This is a genomic window from Bacteroides sp. M10, from assembly GCF_014334015.1.
GTDB lineage: Bacteria > Bacteroidota > Bacteroidia > Bacteroidales > Bacteroidaceae > Bacteroides > Bacteroides intestinigallinarum.
Genome location: NZ_CP060488.1, coordinates 5,692,796 through 5,706,797, shown reverse-complemented (window position 1 = coordinate 5,706,797; position 14,002 = coordinate 5,692,796). Strand labels below are relative to the sequence as shown.

Annotated in this window: 14 protein-coding genes; 6 read left to right on the top strand and 8 right to left on the bottom strand. The window is 43.4% G+C overall.

Features of this window, described 5'->3' with window-relative positions; translation table 11 throughout:
* The first annotated feature begins 67 nt into the window (after positions 1-67).
* Complete coding sequence (locus H8796_RS21135; RefSeq protein ID WP_117934868.1) at positions 68-1,393, top strand: PhoH family protein; 1,326 nt, start codon at positions 68-70, stop codon at positions 1,391-1,393.
* A gap of 119 nt (positions 1,394-1,512) precedes the next feature.
* On the opposite strand, the gene H8796_RS21130 is transcribed toward H8796_RS21135, so the two are convergent.
* The 4 genes from H8796_RS21130 to H8796_RS21115 form a co-directional block, all read right to left on the bottom strand.
* Complete coding sequence (locus H8796_RS21130) at positions 1,513-2,490, bottom strand: dihydroorotate dehydrogenase-like protein (RefSeq protein WP_074558993.1); 978 nt, start codon at positions 2,488-2,490, stop codon at positions 1,513-1,515.
* Positions 2,491-2,512: 22 nt separating this feature from the next.
* Positions 2,513-3,181, bottom strand: a complete 669-nt coding sequence (locus tag H8796_RS21125; RefSeq protein ID WP_117934866.1) for a YggS family pyridoxal phosphate-dependent enzyme — start codon at positions 3,179-3,181, stop codon at positions 2,513-2,515.
* 6 nt (positions 3,182-3,187) lie between these two features.
* The gene (locus H8796_RS21120) at positions 3,188-3,667 is read right to left on the bottom strand and encodes a DUF4494 domain-containing protein (protein ID WP_004296648.1); all 480 of its coding nucleotides are present in this window, start codon (positions 3,665-3,667) and stop codon (positions 3,188-3,190) included.
* Positions 3,668-3,750: 83 nt separating this feature from the next.
* Positions 3,751-4,314 (bottom strand): HdeD family acid-resistance protein, encoded by a 564-nt coding sequence (locus H8796_RS21115; RefSeq protein ID WP_004296649.1) that lies wholly within the window; start codon positions 4,312-4,314, stop codon positions 3,751-3,753.
* A gap of 137 nt (positions 4,315-4,451) precedes the next feature.
* Between H8796_RS21115 and tpx the strand changes: the two genes are divergently transcribed.
* Positions 4,452-4,952 (top strand): thiol peroxidase, encoded by a 501-nt coding sequence (tpx, locus tag H8796_RS21110; protein ID WP_074559007.1) that lies wholly within the window; start codon positions 4,452-4,454, stop codon positions 4,950-4,952.
* A gap of 183 nt (positions 4,953-5,135) precedes the next feature.
* Entirely contained in the window at positions 5,136-6,020 is an 885-nt protein-coding gene (locus H8796_RS21105; RefSeq protein WP_074558996.1) for a DUF3078 domain-containing protein, read from the top strand.
* 112 nt (positions 6,021-6,132) lie between these two features.
* Here H8796_RS21105 and H8796_RS21100 read toward each other — a convergent pair whose 3' ends face one another.
* The 4 genes from H8796_RS21100 to H8796_RS21085 form a co-directional block, all read right to left on the bottom strand.
* Entirely contained in the window at positions 6,133-6,777 is a 645-nt protein-coding gene (locus tag H8796_RS21100; RefSeq protein WP_117934865.1) for a DedA family protein, read from the bottom strand.
* Between the two features lie 30 nt (positions 6,778-6,807).
* Entirely contained in the window at positions 6,808-8,259 is a 1,452-nt protein-coding gene (locus tag H8796_RS21095) for a lipopolysaccharide assembly protein LapB (RefSeq protein WP_117515045.1), read from the bottom strand.
* 102 nt (positions 8,260-8,361) lie between these two features.
* The gene (locus H8796_RS21090) at positions 8,362-10,101 is read right to left on the bottom strand and encodes a glutamine--tRNA ligase/YqeY domain fusion protein (RefSeq protein WP_004327222.1); all 1,740 of its coding nucleotides are present in this window, start codon (positions 10,099-10,101) and stop codon (positions 8,362-8,364) included.
* Between the two features lie 48 nt (positions 10,102-10,149).
* Positions 10,150-10,962, bottom strand: coding sequence for a PstS family phosphate ABC transporter substrate-binding protein (locus H8796_RS21085; protein ID WP_004310267.1), 813 nt, complete (start codon positions 10,960-10,962; stop codon positions 10,150-10,152).
* A 177-nt stretch (positions 10,963-11,139) separates the two neighbouring features.
* Between H8796_RS21085 and pstC the strand changes: the two genes are divergently transcribed.
* The 3 genes from pstC to pstB are packed head-to-tail and all read left to right on the top strand — an operon-like array spanning position 11,140 to position 13,980.
* Complete coding sequence (gene pstC / locus H8796_RS21080; protein ID WP_117934863.1) at positions 11,140-12,336, top strand: phosphate ABC transporter permease subunit PstC; 1,197 nt, start codon at positions 11,140-11,142, stop codon at positions 12,334-12,336.
* Between the two features lies 1 nt (position 12,337).
* A complete protein-coding gene (gene pstA, locus H8796_RS21075; RefSeq protein WP_004321179.1) occupies positions 12,338-13,213 on the top strand; it encodes a phosphate ABC transporter permease PstA in 876 nt (291 codons plus the stop codon).
* Positions 13,214-13,221: 8 nt separating this feature from the next.
* Positions 13,222-13,980: a phosphate ABC transporter ATP-binding protein PstB gene (gene pstB, locus H8796_RS21070; protein ID WP_004296658.1), complete on the top strand. Its 759-nt coding sequence runs from the start codon at positions 13,222-13,224 to the stop codon at positions 13,978-13,980.
* Positions 13,981-14,002: the final 22 nt, after the last annotated feature.

Here is a 14,002-nt window from a genome sequence, read left to right as displayed (position 1 = left end):
CAATCTGACTATAAATGGGGGATTGGCGAATGAGATTGCAAATATCAACATTTAAATCTAAGAAATCATGGGAACTAAGAAAAATTTTGTGTTAGACACAAATGTTATTCTTCACGACTACAATTGCTTGAAGAATTTTCAGGAAAATGATATTTACCTCCCTCTTGTTGTACTCGAAGAACTGGATAAGTTCAAAAAAGGAAACGAGCAGATAAATTTCAATGCTCGTGAGTTCGTGCGCGAATTGGATGTGCTGACAAGCGACGAGCTTTTCTCCGACGGAGTGAAGCTTGGCGAAGGATTGGGACGTCTGTTTGTGGTGACGAGCAATGTGCCGGCTACCAAAGTGTGGGAATCGTTTCCTATAAAGAAACCCGATCATTTGATTTTGGCGGCAACCGAATACCTGACAGACAAGTATCCGAAAATGAAATCTATCTTAGTGACCAAAGATGTGAATCTGCGCATGAAAGCCCGTTCTATCGGATTGCTTTGCGAGGATTATATTACGGATAAGGTGGTAAATGTAGATGTGTTCGAGAAATCTAATGAGATTTTTGAAAATGTAGATCCGGCATTGATCGACCGTATTTATTCTTCAAAAGAAGGAATTGACTTGAGTGAATTCGACTTTAAGGATTTGATTCATCCCAATGAATGTTTTGTATTGAAGAGTGACCGGAATAGTGTATTGGCACGCTACAATCCTTTTACCCATTCTATTATCCGTGTGATGAAGGGTAAGAATTATGGAATCGAACCACGGAATGCGGAACAGAGTTTTGCTTTTGAGATTCTGAATGACCCGAACATCAAACTGGTGGCTCTGACAGGAAAAGCAGGAACAGGTAAGACTTTGCTGGCTTTGGCTGCTGCTTTGGGCAAGCTGACGGATTACAAACAGATTTTGCTGGCACGTCCCGTTGTGGCGCTTTCCAATAAGGATATCGGTTTCCTTCCGGGAGACGCACAGGAAAAAGTAGCTCCTTATATGCAGCCGTTGTTTGATAACCTGAACGTCATAAAACGTCAGTTTGCTACAAACTCTACCGAAGTGAAGCGCATAGAAGATATGCAGAAAAGCGAGCAGCTGGTGATTGAAGCTCTGGCATTTATCCGTGGTCGTAGTTTGAGCGAAATGTATTGCATCATTGACGAAGCGCAGAATCTGACCCCGAATGAAATAAAGACAATCATCACCCGTGCAGGCGAAGGCACGAAGATGGTATTTACGGGAGATATTCAGCAGATTGACCAACCTTATCTGGATAGTCAGTCCAATGGCCTGGTATATATGATTGATCGTATGAAAGACCAGAATATCTTTGCACACGTCAATTTGCTGAAAGGTGAACGAAGTGAATTGAGTGAACTGGCAAGCAACCTGTTATAACAGATTTCTCTGCTAAGCGAGATAAATTAATAAGTGATTAAAAAAGTAAACGGTGAACATCTTGTTGCAAATAGCACAATTTGTTCACCGTTTCTTTATTGATTGAGTATGCTTTTTCCTTATTCTTTCTTTCCGAAATATTTCAGGAACTGTGTACGTTCGAATGTATTAACACCCTGAACATCCTTAATATTCAGTTTGCCTTTGAATTGAGCTATATTCTTGAATCCTTTGCGTTCCATCCATGCGGAGAGGAAGCGGTTGGCTTCTCCGATGAATGCATTTGTATTCAGATAGACTGCGCTACAAACTTCTACAGCCGAAGCACCGGCAAGGATAGCTTTCACTACTGATTCTGCGTTGGCAACACCACCGGAAGCTGCATAGTCGATCTTGTCTACTACTGCAGACGCAATTCCGATCCAACGGAGCGGAGTGGCGAGGTCGGAAGCATTACTGAATACTTCTCCTGAAATATGCTCCATCTTTTCGATGTTGATGTCCGGCTGATAGAAACGGTTGAAGAGAACAACTGCTGCTGCACCGTTGGCATACAACTGATCGATTAATGCCACAGGATTTGTCAGGTTATCACCCAGTTTCATGATTACAGGTATCTTGACTGTTTTTTTGATGTGGCGGAGAATATCGATGTGGCGTTGTTCGAATGAACCGTATGTATATTGCACTTCCGATTGCAGGGCAAGGATATTGATTTCCAATGCGTCGGCACCAGCTTCTTCAATCATCTTTGCAAAGTCAATCCATTCGGAATCAGTGTAGCAGTTGATACTGGCAATGATAGGAATGGGGCATACCTTCTTGCTTTCTTTTATTAAAGTCAGGTATTCGGATAGCTTGTGCTCACGGATATATTCTTCCAGATAGTCACTGGCTTCCGGATAGAAAGCCGGATCTTTCAGTTGGTCTGCTTCCAGCATGATCTGTTCCTCAAACAGTGATTTCAGAACAATTGCACCGGCACCATCTTCGGCCAATTTTTTGTTTTTGCCGGCACTGTTGGTCAGCCCCGAGCTACTAATGATGATAGGGTTTCTAAGGGAAAGCCCTGCGAAAGTAGTTTTTAAATCGGTCATAATGAATGTTTTTTACTCCTGATTAATAAATTCGTTCTCCGAAAATCTTGCTTCCTACTCGTACCAGCGTACTTCCTGCGGCAATGGCTTCGTGGTAGTCATGTGACATTCCCATCGACAGCTCACAGAAAGTATCGGAGTGGATGAACCAAGTTGTTTTTATCTCGTTAAAGAGCCTATTTAGTAAACAAAATTCCCGGTTGATTTGTTCAATACAATCGGTGTTGCTGGCCATCCCCATTAATCCGCAGATGCGTACATGAGTCAGCTCTTTCCATTCTCCGGCATTCAACATCTCCTTACATTCTTCGGGACTGAAACCAAATTTGGTTTCTTCCTGCGCAACGTGAATCTGCAACAGGCAGTTCACAGTACGTCCCGCTTTGACAGCTTGTTTGTTGACTTCGACCAGCAGTTTATAACTATCAATTCCATGAATCATCGCTACGTATGGTATCATGTATTTGATTTTGTTCGTCTGCAGGTGTCCGATGAAATGCCATTCAATGTCTTTGGGCAAACTTTCGTATTTAGCTGTCATTTCCTGCACTTTGCTTTCTCCAAAAATACGCTGTCCCGCCTGATATGCTTCTTCTATCGCTTCATTGGGATGGAATTTTGAGACAGCAACCAGCCGGACTCCTTGCGGGAGTTCGGCCAGTACTTGCTTTAAATTGTCAGCAATACTCATTGTTACTTATGCTTTTGACGGATCAAACTCCGGTTTGTCATTCGGTTCGGCGCTGTAAGGATATACATCCATGAGCGGAGTCTCGGATACCATACCGATCTGATAATCTGCCATGGTTCCTTTCATTCCTTCATCTAGTTTCTTGACTGCGTCGCGCAAGTCGGCAGCTTGTACCAATACTTGAGTGGAAGTCTTTTTTTCAGCACCGCTTTTTTCATCCAGAGTGATGAAAATAAGTTTGCATTTGAACCAGCGGTCGGCACTTTCTTCGTCGCTGGGGAAAAGTTCGCTATAGTTGGCACGTTTAATATCCGAAACGGTAAATTCTCCGGAGATAAACGGAGTCATTTCTTCAATAATCCGTGCTTCTGCTTCTGTAAAACTGAGTGCGTCAACAAGATAAGGTTCAGTTACTTTCTTCTGCATTCCGTTTTCCATTACTTTTTCATAACGGATCTTGCACTCAAACCATGTATGCATTGCCATAATTTTCTTCCTTTTTAATTAATTGATTTATGTAAATTGCCTACAAAGATAAACAAAATCCCAAAGTAAGTGCCGAAAGCTTTTTATTTTCTTTTATGCAGATTCTTTAGTTCAAATGAAAGCATGACACGGAAAAGTCCGATGATGAGGAAAGCAAAAGAAATCATATACACTGCGTAGAGCGCTCCTATGGCGGGTTGCCATAATATTAAAAGAGAGCACAGGATGGCAAGAATACCGAAAGCCATGTACCAGCCCCAGTCGCGGGTTCCGTAACGTTTCAGGTCGATGGAATAGCCGGTGGAGGAGAACCCTCGGAACATAAGCCAGAAGGCTATGATGAAAGGGATAACTTCCATGCTGACCATCGGATAGGCAATCAGGTAAATACCCAGAACGAGGTCGATCAGTCCTCCTACGATATACCATCCCCAGCTCGGGACGCCTTTCCGGTTGCTAAGAGCGAAGATGATTTCCAGAATACCGCTTATCAGCATCGATACACTGAAAATGATACTTAGTGCTACATAGGTGCTTACGGGTGAGAACATGAGCCAAAGGGCTACAATGATATACACGATTCCCAAAAGAAGAGAAGTCCACCAATTTTTTACTGAATGTTGAATCTCATTGAATACAGTTTCCATACATTTTATATTTTAAATTGAACACTAGAGTGATTTCGTTGAGGAATAACAAATTGAATTTAGAAAAGGTTTTCCGTGAACATATTTGGGGGAATAGTTGTTTCCTATATAAAGTAAATTTTAAATATACATGCATTATGGCAACAACAAATTTCAAAGGACAACCGGTGAAACTGATCGGTGAATTTATACAAGTAGGTAAGGTAGCTCCTGACTTCGAGCTGGTAAAAACAGATTTATCTTCTTTCTCTCTGAAAGATTTAAATGGTAAAAATGTGATTTTAAATATTTTCCCTAGTCTGGATACCAGCGTATGTGCAACTTCTGTACGTAAGTTTAATAAAATGGCTGCCGGATTGAAAGATACGGTAGTATTGGCTATTTCTAAGGATCTTCCTTTTGCACACGGCCGTTTCTGTACGACAGAAGGTATTGAAAATGTAATTCCATTGTCTGATTTCCGCTTCTCTGATTTCGACGAAAGTTATGGAGTGCGTATGGCAGATGGTCCGTTAGCAGGACTTTTGGCTCGTGCGGTAGTTGTGATTGGCAAAGATGGCAAAATTGCATATACGGAACTTGTTCCTGAAATCACCCAGGAGCCTGATTATGACAAAGCTTTAGCTGCGATACAATAATAAAGTATAAAGTATTAAGTATTAACCGCGGCAAATCAGCGGCTACGATTAATACTTAATACTTAACACTTAATACTTATTTAAACTTTTTGACCTAATGGGAACTGGTAAAAAGGCTTGGTAAACTGCCAAGGCTCTGTTCTTGTTAGGTTGTGTTTTTTTCTACACTAAACCTCAACTATCATGAACAAAATGAAAACTCTATTCATCGCCCTGTTATGTATGGGCGCTGGAACCTTGTCGGCCCAAACTGCCGATAGCACACAAACTTCTCCCTGGACAAAAGAAGGATTTGCCGGACTGAAACTAACGCAAGTGAGCCTCACTAATTGGGCTGCCGGAGGTGATAACTCCGTTGCCTTTGACTTGCAGGGTACTTATCAGATTAATTATAAGAAAGGAAAACATCTGTGGAATAATCGTATTGAACTGGCTTATGGATTAAATAAGACTGGTGATGATGGAACCAGGAAAGCAAATGATAAGATCTATTTGAATACGAATTATGGCTATTCTATTGCCAAAAACTGGTATGCCAGTGCGTTCGCTACTTTCCAGACACAGTTTTCTCCGGGATATGACTACTCCGTCAATAAAGACATTGCTATCTCCGAATTTATGGCTCCTGCCTATTTGACTACCGGTTTGGGCTTTACGTATGATCCGGGTAAGATATTTACCGTTGTATTGTCTCCTGCTGCGTGGCGCGGAACATTTGTGCTCAATGACCGTCTCTCTGACGAAGGAGCTTATGGAGTTGATCCGGGCAAACATCTATTATCCAGTTTCGGTGCTAACTTGAAAGGAGAAGCCAAATATGAATTCTTGAAGAATATGACGGTATATTCACGTTTGGATCTATATTCCGATTATCTGCATAAGCCGCTGAATATAGACGTGAACTGGGAAGTACAAATAAATATGATTATCAATAAATGGTTCTCAACCACACTTACTACTAACCTGATGTATGACGATGATGTGAAAATCGTGCAAAAGGATGGTACAAAAGGTGCTCGTGTGCAATTTAAAGAGATATTGGGAGTAGGAGTTCAGTTTAATTTCTAAGTATCAAGTATTAAGTATTAACCGTAGCTGGCTATTTTGCTCTAATTGTTGTTTACACAATTAATCAAACAGCCATGGTAATACTTAATACTTGATACCTAATACCTGATACTTATTTTTTCTTTTTCAGTCCTTTATAAGCCAGAAAACCGATTACAATTACCACCACTGCTATAATGACATAGCCGATTTCGTGACTGTATTCGGTGGCCATTACATAGACATCGTTAGTCGTTTTGAGGTCTGTGAAACGGTAAATCAGGTATCCGAGCAAAGCTAATATACTGTTCCATATAGCAGCGCCGAGAGTTGTATAAAGCAGGAAAGGACCTATTTTCATGCCGGCTAATCCTGCAGGAATACTGATAAGCTGACGTACAGCCGGAATGAGGCGGCCAAAGAAAGTGGAAGCTACACCGTGTTTTCTGAAATATTCTTCTGCATGATGTATTTTTTCTTCATCAATAAGGCACATGTGTCCTAAGCGGCTGTTGGCAAATTTATAAATAATAGGGCGACCCAGCCAGCGGGCGAGGTAATAATTTACTAATGCACCGATATCTGCTCCTATGGTTGCAAATAGGACAACAAGAAAGATATTCATACTGTCGTCTGCCATAGCTTTCCATGCGGCAGGGGGTACTACGGCTTCCGAGGGGAAGGGAATAAAAGAGCTTTCGATAGCCATAAAAATAGTGACTACCCAATAGTTCAAGTTTTCTAATACCCATTTAAGAAGTTCTGCTACTGATTCCATGTTTTTTGAGGATAGAATTTATAAATTGATTTATTTTTTTCCTTTTGTTTTTTTCTTATTCTCTTTTTTCATGCGTTCCCACACTTCTTTGAGAGTTCTTTCGTCTTCTTCTCTGTGTTCGGGACTGTTCAACAGATCCAGGATCATGTCTTCTTCCAGTGGGTGCTCACATTCCTTATTATATTTAAAGAAGTTGTCGATTTCACCGTGCATGAGGCAAAGAACACTCAATTTCTCTGTCACATCTTCGTATTTCGGATTTATCTGGTACACTTTTTCAAAGTATTCTTTCGCTTCGATCAGATAGTCACTTTCCGAATAAGCAGAGGCAATCATATACCACATTTCTATGTTCGGGTTGATCTCTATCGCTTTTTCGAAAGAGATGGCAGCTTCGTCTTCCAGTTCCTCTGCCAGGTATAGTTTCCCTTCTGTCAGATAGATTAATCCCTCGTTCGGGTTTATCTCTTTGGCTTTCTCGCATAGTTCGTGGGCCTCTTCATACCTTTCCAGGTGAGACAGGGCGAATGCTTTGCTGGTATAGGTGTCTATCAATAAAATAGACTGCTTGTCTCCGTCTTCTTCAAAACGTTCGATCACTTTGTCGTAATAGTCATCAGCTTTTTGCCATTCTTCTTTATTACCGTAGGATATTCCCATAAACATATAACCCAGTTCGGGGGGAATGGCTTTGAGCTCAATCGCCTTTTGGTAATTCTCGATGGCATCATCCGAATTGTTCAGATAGAAGAAACAATGTGCCTTGTAGGCATAAGCTTCCCCGTACTGATCGTCGGCTGCCAATGCAAAATCACAGGCTTCGATGGCTTTGTCTATTTGTTCCTGGACAAAGTAACATTTCACCAGTCCCATCCAGTAGGACGGATTGAACGGAGATTTGTCAATGAGTTTATTGTAATAGGTGATGGCTGATTCTACCTGATGGGTCGATGCCAGATAATCGGCTGTGAGAGCCATGTATTCTTCATCTTCGGCATAACGGGATTTACCTCTGTCGAGCCATTCTTTGGCTGCGTCCGGGTATCCCATGTCCAGATATAGAAATACAACATCAATGATTGTTTCCAGCTCGTCGGCATCCGCTATTGTGCTTAACAGCCATTGAGCTTCCTCCAGTTTTCCTCCATTCAGCAATAGTTCGGCTTTCAGCAGTTTCACTTCGGAATCAAATTCTTCGGTAATCGAATCCGCTACTTTTTTTGCTTTTTGCAGCTTTTGGGTATCCAGGTAAAGATATGCTTGTTCTATAAGCAAATCTGTGTTTCCCGGATGTATTTTAAGTCCATAAGTGATTACTTCTTGTGCTTCTTCAAATTTTCGCTCGGAGGCATACCAGTCGGCGATGTCGGCCAATTGGTCAGCATCCAGATAAAGTTGTCGGTTTTCTGCTTTTGCTTCTTCGTAGTTTGTGATTAGTGTGACTAGTTCCTTTTTTGCTGATGGCGAATTTTTTCTACCCATTTTACTTTTAGATTTTTAATTGCTAAGATGGGGCTGTTGCAAAAGTTCAGATAATGATCCTTTTGACACAGCCCCATTGTAAAGTTAAGCTTGAAAGCTTAGTTATTTATTAATCTTACCCCATGTGTCTTTCAACCCTACTGTACGGTTGAAGATTAGTTTATCCGGGGTTGATTCTTTGTCGATATTAAAGTAACCGATCCGTTGGAACTGCAGATAGGAGAGTGGAGGCAGGGTAGCTGCGAACTTCTCTATGTAGCAGTTGGGCAGAACTTTCAATGAATCCGGATTAATGATTTCTTTCATGGCTTCCAGTGCTTCGCATTTTTTTGCTTCGCGGATGGCGGCCAGTTCGTCACGTGGATTTTCCACTTTCCACAGACGGTCGTACAAACGTACTTCTGCTTGCAGGCAGTGGTTGCAGCTTACCCAGTGGAGCGTACCTTTCACCTTGCGGTTCGCATCCGGCATGCCACTGCGGGTATTTGCGTCATATTCGCAATATACTTCTGTGATTACACCGTTTTCGTCTTTCTTGCAACCGGTACATTTCACGATATAAGCATTTTTGAGACGTACTTCTTGTCCCGGTGTCATGCGGAAATATTTCTTGGGAGCGTCTTCCATGAAGTCTTCGCGCTCCATCCACAATTCGCGGCTAAACTCGATCAGGTGACTTCCTGCTTCCGGATCTTCCGGATTGTTGATTGCTTCCAGTTCTTCAACCTGTCCTTCCGGATAGTTGGTGATAATCAGTTTAACCGGGTTGATTACTGCAGATATACGGGTAGCACGGCTGTTCAAATCATCCCGGACAGAGCTTTCCAACAGGGCGATGTCGTTCAGGGCATCGTAAGTGGTATATCCGATTTTATCAATAAACTTATGAATGGACTCCGGTGAATAACCGCGACGGCGGAAACCGCAGATAGTCGGCATACGAGGGTCGTCCCATCCGTTTACCAATCCTTCTTTCACCAGTGTGAGCAGGTTACGTTTGCTCATCAGGGTGTAACTTAGATTCAGTTTGTTGAATTCAGTCTGACGGGGACGGTTGTCGTTCAGGTCTTTTCCTTCTTTCAACCAATCGATGAAGAGGTCGTAAAGCGGACGGTGTACCACAAATTCAAGTGTACACAGAGAATGAGTCACTCCTTCGAAGAAGTCACTCTGTCCGTGGGCGAAGTCATACATCGGATAAGCTTTCCAGGTAGTACCCGTACGGTGGTGCGGGTGTTTCACTACACGGTAAATAATCGGATCGCGGAAGTGCATATTCGGATTAGCCATGTCAATCTTGGCACGGAGCACCATAGCGCCTTCTTCGATCTCGCCGCTATTCATTTTCTTAAAAAGTTCGAGGCTCTCTTCGATAGGACGGTTCCGGTAAGGACTCTCCACACCTGCTTGGGTAGGAGTACCTTTCTGCTGTGCAATCAGTTCGGAACTCTGTTCGTCGATATATGCTTTTCCCTCCTGGATCAGGCGGATAGCGAAATCCCATAATTGCTGGAAATAGTCGGAAGCATAATATTCATTTCCCCACTGGTAGCCTAGCCATTGGATATCTTCTTTGATAGCTTCTACATATTCCACATCTTCCTTGGTAGGGTTTGTGTCGTCGAAACGAAGGTTACATACACCGCCGTGTTTTTCTGCGATGCCGAAATCAAGGCAAATAGCTTTGGCATGGCCGATGTGAAGATAGCCGTTGGGCTCGGGCGGGAAACGCGTCTGCACTTTTCCACCATTTTTACCTTCTTTCAAGTCTTTCTCTACTGCCTGTTCAATAAAGTTCAAGCTTTTCTTTTCGCCTGCTTCTTCGTTTTTAATATCTGTCATAACGGTTAATGTTATCTGTATTTAGGCTACAAAAGTAGGACATTTTTTTTATTTAACCGGAATATAACCGCTCTTTTTTATAATGTCCTGTCCGTCGGATGAAAGAATAAACTGAATCAGGGGGCTAACTTGTTCCTTATTTTTTACATTGTAATAGTAGTAAAGCGGCCGGACGATAGGGTAGGTTTTGTTGGTGGCATTCTCTACCGTAGGGGTGGCGTAGTGGCTTCCGTCATAAGACACGGAAAGCGTTTTGACACGGGGAGACACGTAGGCCAGTCCTACATATCCGATAGCTCCTTTGGTCTGGCTGACAGACTGGATAATAGCACCTGTTGCCGGCATGGAAAGGCTGCTTGCCATGTAGTTTTTATTTTTCAGTACGCTCTCTTTGAAAAATTCGTAAGTACCGGACGATGTTTCACGCGAGTAGACTACTATTTTTCGGTTGTCTCCGCCTACCTGTTTCCAGTTGGTTATCTTCCCCCGGAAAATATCCTCCAGTTGTTGGCGGGTCAGCTGTTTCACCGGATTAGAGGGATGCACCACCACGGCGAGGGCGTCGTAGGCAACAATCACTTCGTTTACTTCTTCTCCTGCCGCTTTAATTTTCATCTTCTCGCTGAACTTGATCGGGCGGGAAGCCATTGCAATGTCCGTTGTATTATCCATTAAAGCGGAGATACCCACACCGGTTCCGCCACCGGTTACAGTGACACGGGCATCCGGATGCTGGTTCATAAACCGCTCTGCTGTCTGTTGTGCGACAGGCAGTACCGTGTCGCTACCTTTTATACGTTGTGCGTTGGCACCGAGCGAGAGTAAGGAAAGGGCGATTAATAAGTTTCTTCTCACTTTCATATTTCTTCTTTTTATTGACTTTGCAAATTAAGCAATCGGATATTACATTTCCATTTCATCCGGAATGGAAATGATACTTGTAACACAAACGTAACATGATTGAAACATTTCCTTCAAACGTTAGTCACACCTCCTTAATAAAGAGACGCTTTCTTTGCATCAGAAATCATAGTAGGTATGAAAAAGGTATTTGAAAGGATTATAGAAGGAATGTTGACTTGTAGCGGTTTCGTGACAAGTATTACTATTCTGCTGATTGTACTCTTCCTTTTCTCGGAAGCTTTCGGGCTGTTCAAGAGTAAGGTGATTGAAGAGGGATATGTGTTGGCGCTGAATAAGAGCAACAAAGTTAGTGTGTTGAGCCCTGCACAGATAAAAAATGTTTTTGATGAGGAGATCACAAACTGGAAGGAACTCGGTGGGGAAGATCTCCCTATCCGGGTTTTTCGTTTGGAGGATATAACGCAGTATTATACGGAAGAGGAGCTGGGACCTGCTTATGAATATGCAGGCGACAAGATTACGGAACTGGTAGAGAAAACACCGGGTATCGTAGCTTTTGTTCCGCAGAAGTTTATTGTTCATCCGGACGCGGTGCATTTCATAGAGGATAACACCATTTCCGTGAAAGATGTATTTGCGGGTGCCGAATGGTTTCCTACGGCCACTCCGGCAGCTCAATTCGGCTTCCTGCCGTTGATTACCGGTACGTTGTGGGTGAGTCTGTTCGCCATTCTTTTTGCTTTGCCGTTCGGGCTTTCGGTTTCTATCTATATGTCTGAAGTGGCAAACCCGAAAGTGCGGAACTGGCTGAAACCGATTATCGAACTGTTGAGCGGTATTCCTTCCGTGGTCTATGGCTTTTTCGGGTTGATTGTCATCGTTCCGTTGATTCAGAAGTTGTTTAATCTTCCGGTGGGAGAGAGCGGCCTGGCAGGGAGTATCGTACTGGCCATTATGGCATTGCCTACCATCATAACGGTGACGGAAGATGCGATGCGTAACTGTCCGCGTGCAATGCGGGAAGCGAGTCTGGCGTTGGGGGCTTCTCAATGGCAGACTATATATAAGGTAGTAATTCCTTATTCTATTTCGGGTATTACATCCGGCGTGGTACTTGGCATCGGACGTGCTATCGGAGAGACGATGGCGGTATTGATGGTGACCGGTAATGCGGCTGTGATTCCGACAACCATTCTTGAGCCTTTACGTACCATTCCGGCTACGATTGCCGCCGAACTGGGAGAGGCTCCTGCAGGTGGTCCGCACTATCAGGCATTGTTCTTGTTGGGTGTCGTACTGTTCTTCATTACATTGATTATCAACTTTAGTGTAGAATATATTTCTTCTAAAGGATTAAAACGTAGTAAATAAGATGGAAATACGGAGTAATAATAAAGCTAAACACCGTTCGCAGAAATTTGCTTTCGGGATTTTCCGGTTGTTGAGTCTTTGCATTGTATTGATATTGTTTGCGATTCTGGGATTTATCATCTATAAGGGAATCGGTGCTATCAGTTGGGATTTTATCACTTCGGCTCCTACGGACGGAATGACAGGTGGCGGTATCTGGCCGGCTATTGTCGGTACCTTCTACCTGATGGTGGGAAGTGCGCTGTTTGCATTTCCGATAGGGGTGATGAGTGGGATTTATATGAATGAGTATGCGCCGAAAGGCAGGTTGGTACGTTTTATCCGGGTGATGACCAATAACTTGAGCGGTATTCCTTCCATCGTATTCGGATTGTTCGGTATGGCGCTGTTTGTCAATTATATGGGGTTTGGTGATAGTATTCTGGCAGGCTCTTTGACATTAGGTTTGCTTTGCGTACCTTTGGTCATCCGGACAACGGAGGAAGCCTTGAAAGCCATTCCCGACAGTATGCGTGAAGGTAGCCGGGCATTGGGAGCGACGAAGTTGCAGACGATATGGCACGTTATTCTGCCGATGGGTATGCCGAACATTATCACTGGGTTGATTCTCGCCTTGGGACGTGTTTCGGGAGAGACGGCGCCGATTCTGTTTACTTGTGCCGCATACTTCCTGCCGCAACTTCCTACCGGCATTTTGGATCAGTGTATGGCCTTGCCTTACCATTTGTATGTGATTTCCACCAGTGGAACGGATATGGAGGCACAACTGCCGCTGGCTTATGGCACGGCATTGGTATTGATTATGATTATCCTGTTGGTGAATCTGCTGGCTAATGCCTTGAGAAAGTATTTTGAGAAAAGAGTAAAAACGAACTAAATTAGTATATGGATACAGTGAAAATAGATGCGCGTGATGTGAACTTCTGGTATGGGGACTTTCATGCACTGAAGGGCATCAGCATGCAGATTGAGGAAAAATCGGTTGTTGCTTTTATCGGACCGTCCGGTTGTGGCAAATCTACTTTCCTCCGGCTTTTCAACCGGATGAATGATTTGATTCCTGCTACCCGTCTGGAGGGAGAAATCCGTATCGACGGACATAATATCTATGCGAAAGGCGTGGAAGTGGACGAACTCCGCAAGAATGTGGGAATGGTGTTCCAGCGTCCCAATCCTTTCCCGAAAAGCATATTCGAGAATGTGGCTTACGGACTTCGTGTGAACGGAATAAAAGATAATGCTTTCATTCGCCAGCGTGTGGAGGAAACATTGAAAGGAGCGGCTCTTTGGGATGAGGTGAAAGATAAGTTGAAGGAATCGGCTTATGCACTGTCCGGCGGACAGCAGCAGCGTCTTTGTATCGCCCGTGCGATGGCTGTCTCTCCTTCGGTATTGCTGATGGATGAACCTGCGTCTGCGCTCGATCCTATTTCTACGGCAAAAGTGGAGGAGTTGATTCATGAACTGAAGAAGGATTATACGATTGTAATCGTTACGCATAATATGCAGCAGGCGGCCCGTGTCAGTGATAAGACGGCGTTTTTCTATATGGGAGAAATGGTGGAGTTCGATCAGACGAAAAAGATATTCACCAATCCGGAGAAAGAGGCTACCCAGAATTACATAACGGGACGTTTTGGGTAATCCGGGTATCTGGAACCCAATT

What these genes read in the sequence shown, in the direction of transcription:
- H8796_RS21135 (WP_117934868.1), top strand. Translation starts at nt 68, where the DNA reads ATGGGAACTAAGAAAAATTTTGTGTTAGACACAAATGTTATTCTTCAC.
- H8796_RS21130 (WP_074558993.1), bottom strand. Translation starts at nt 2,490, where the DNA reads ATGACCGATTTAAAAACTACTTTCGCAGGGCTTTCCCTTAGAAACCCT.
- H8796_RS21125 (WP_117934866.1), bottom strand. Translation starts at nt 3,181, where the DNA reads ATGAGTATTGCTGACAATTTAAAGCAAGTACTGGCCGAACTCCCGCAA.
- H8796_RS21120 (WP_004296648.1), bottom strand. Translation starts at nt 3,667, where the DNA reads ATGGCAATGCATACATGGTTTGAGTGCAAGATCCGTTATGAAAAAGTA.
- H8796_RS21115 (WP_004296649.1), bottom strand. Translation starts at nt 4,314, where the DNA reads ATGGAAACTGTATTCAATGAGATTCAACATTCAGTAAAAAATTGGTGG.
- tpx (WP_074559007.1), top strand. Translation starts at nt 4,452, where the DNA reads ATGGCAACAACAAATTTCAAAGGACAACCGGTGAAACTGATCGGTGAA.
- H8796_RS21105 (WP_074558996.1), top strand. Translation starts at nt 5,136, where the DNA reads ATGAACAAAATGAAAACTCTATTCATCGCCCTGTTATGTATGGGCGCT.
- H8796_RS21100 (WP_117934865.1), bottom strand. Translation starts at nt 6,777, where the DNA reads ATGGAATCAGTAGCAGAACTTCTTAAATGGGTATTAGAAAACTTGAAC.
- H8796_RS21095 (WP_117515045.1), bottom strand. Translation starts at nt 8,259, where the DNA reads ATGGGTAGAAAAAATTCGCCATCAGCAAAAAAGGAACTAGTCACACTA.
- H8796_RS21090 (WP_004327222.1), bottom strand. Translation starts at nt 10,101, where the DNA reads ATGACAGATATTAAAAACGAAGAAGCAGGCGAAAAGAAAAGCTTGAAC.
- H8796_RS21085 (WP_004310267.1), bottom strand. Translation starts at nt 10,962, where the DNA reads ATGAAAGTGAGAAGAAACTTATTAATCGCCCTTTCCTTACTCTCGCTC.
- pstC (WP_117934863.1), top strand. Translation starts at nt 11,140, where the DNA reads ATGAAAAAGGTATTTGAAAGGATTATAGAAGGAATGTTGACTTGTAGC.
- pstA (WP_004321179.1), top strand. Translation starts at nt 12,338, where the DNA reads ATGGAAATACGGAGTAATAATAAAGCTAAACACCGTTCGCAGAAATTT.
- pstB (WP_004296658.1), top strand. Translation starts at nt 13,222, where the DNA reads ATGGATACAGTGAAAATAGATGCGCGTGATGTGAACTTCTGGTATGGG.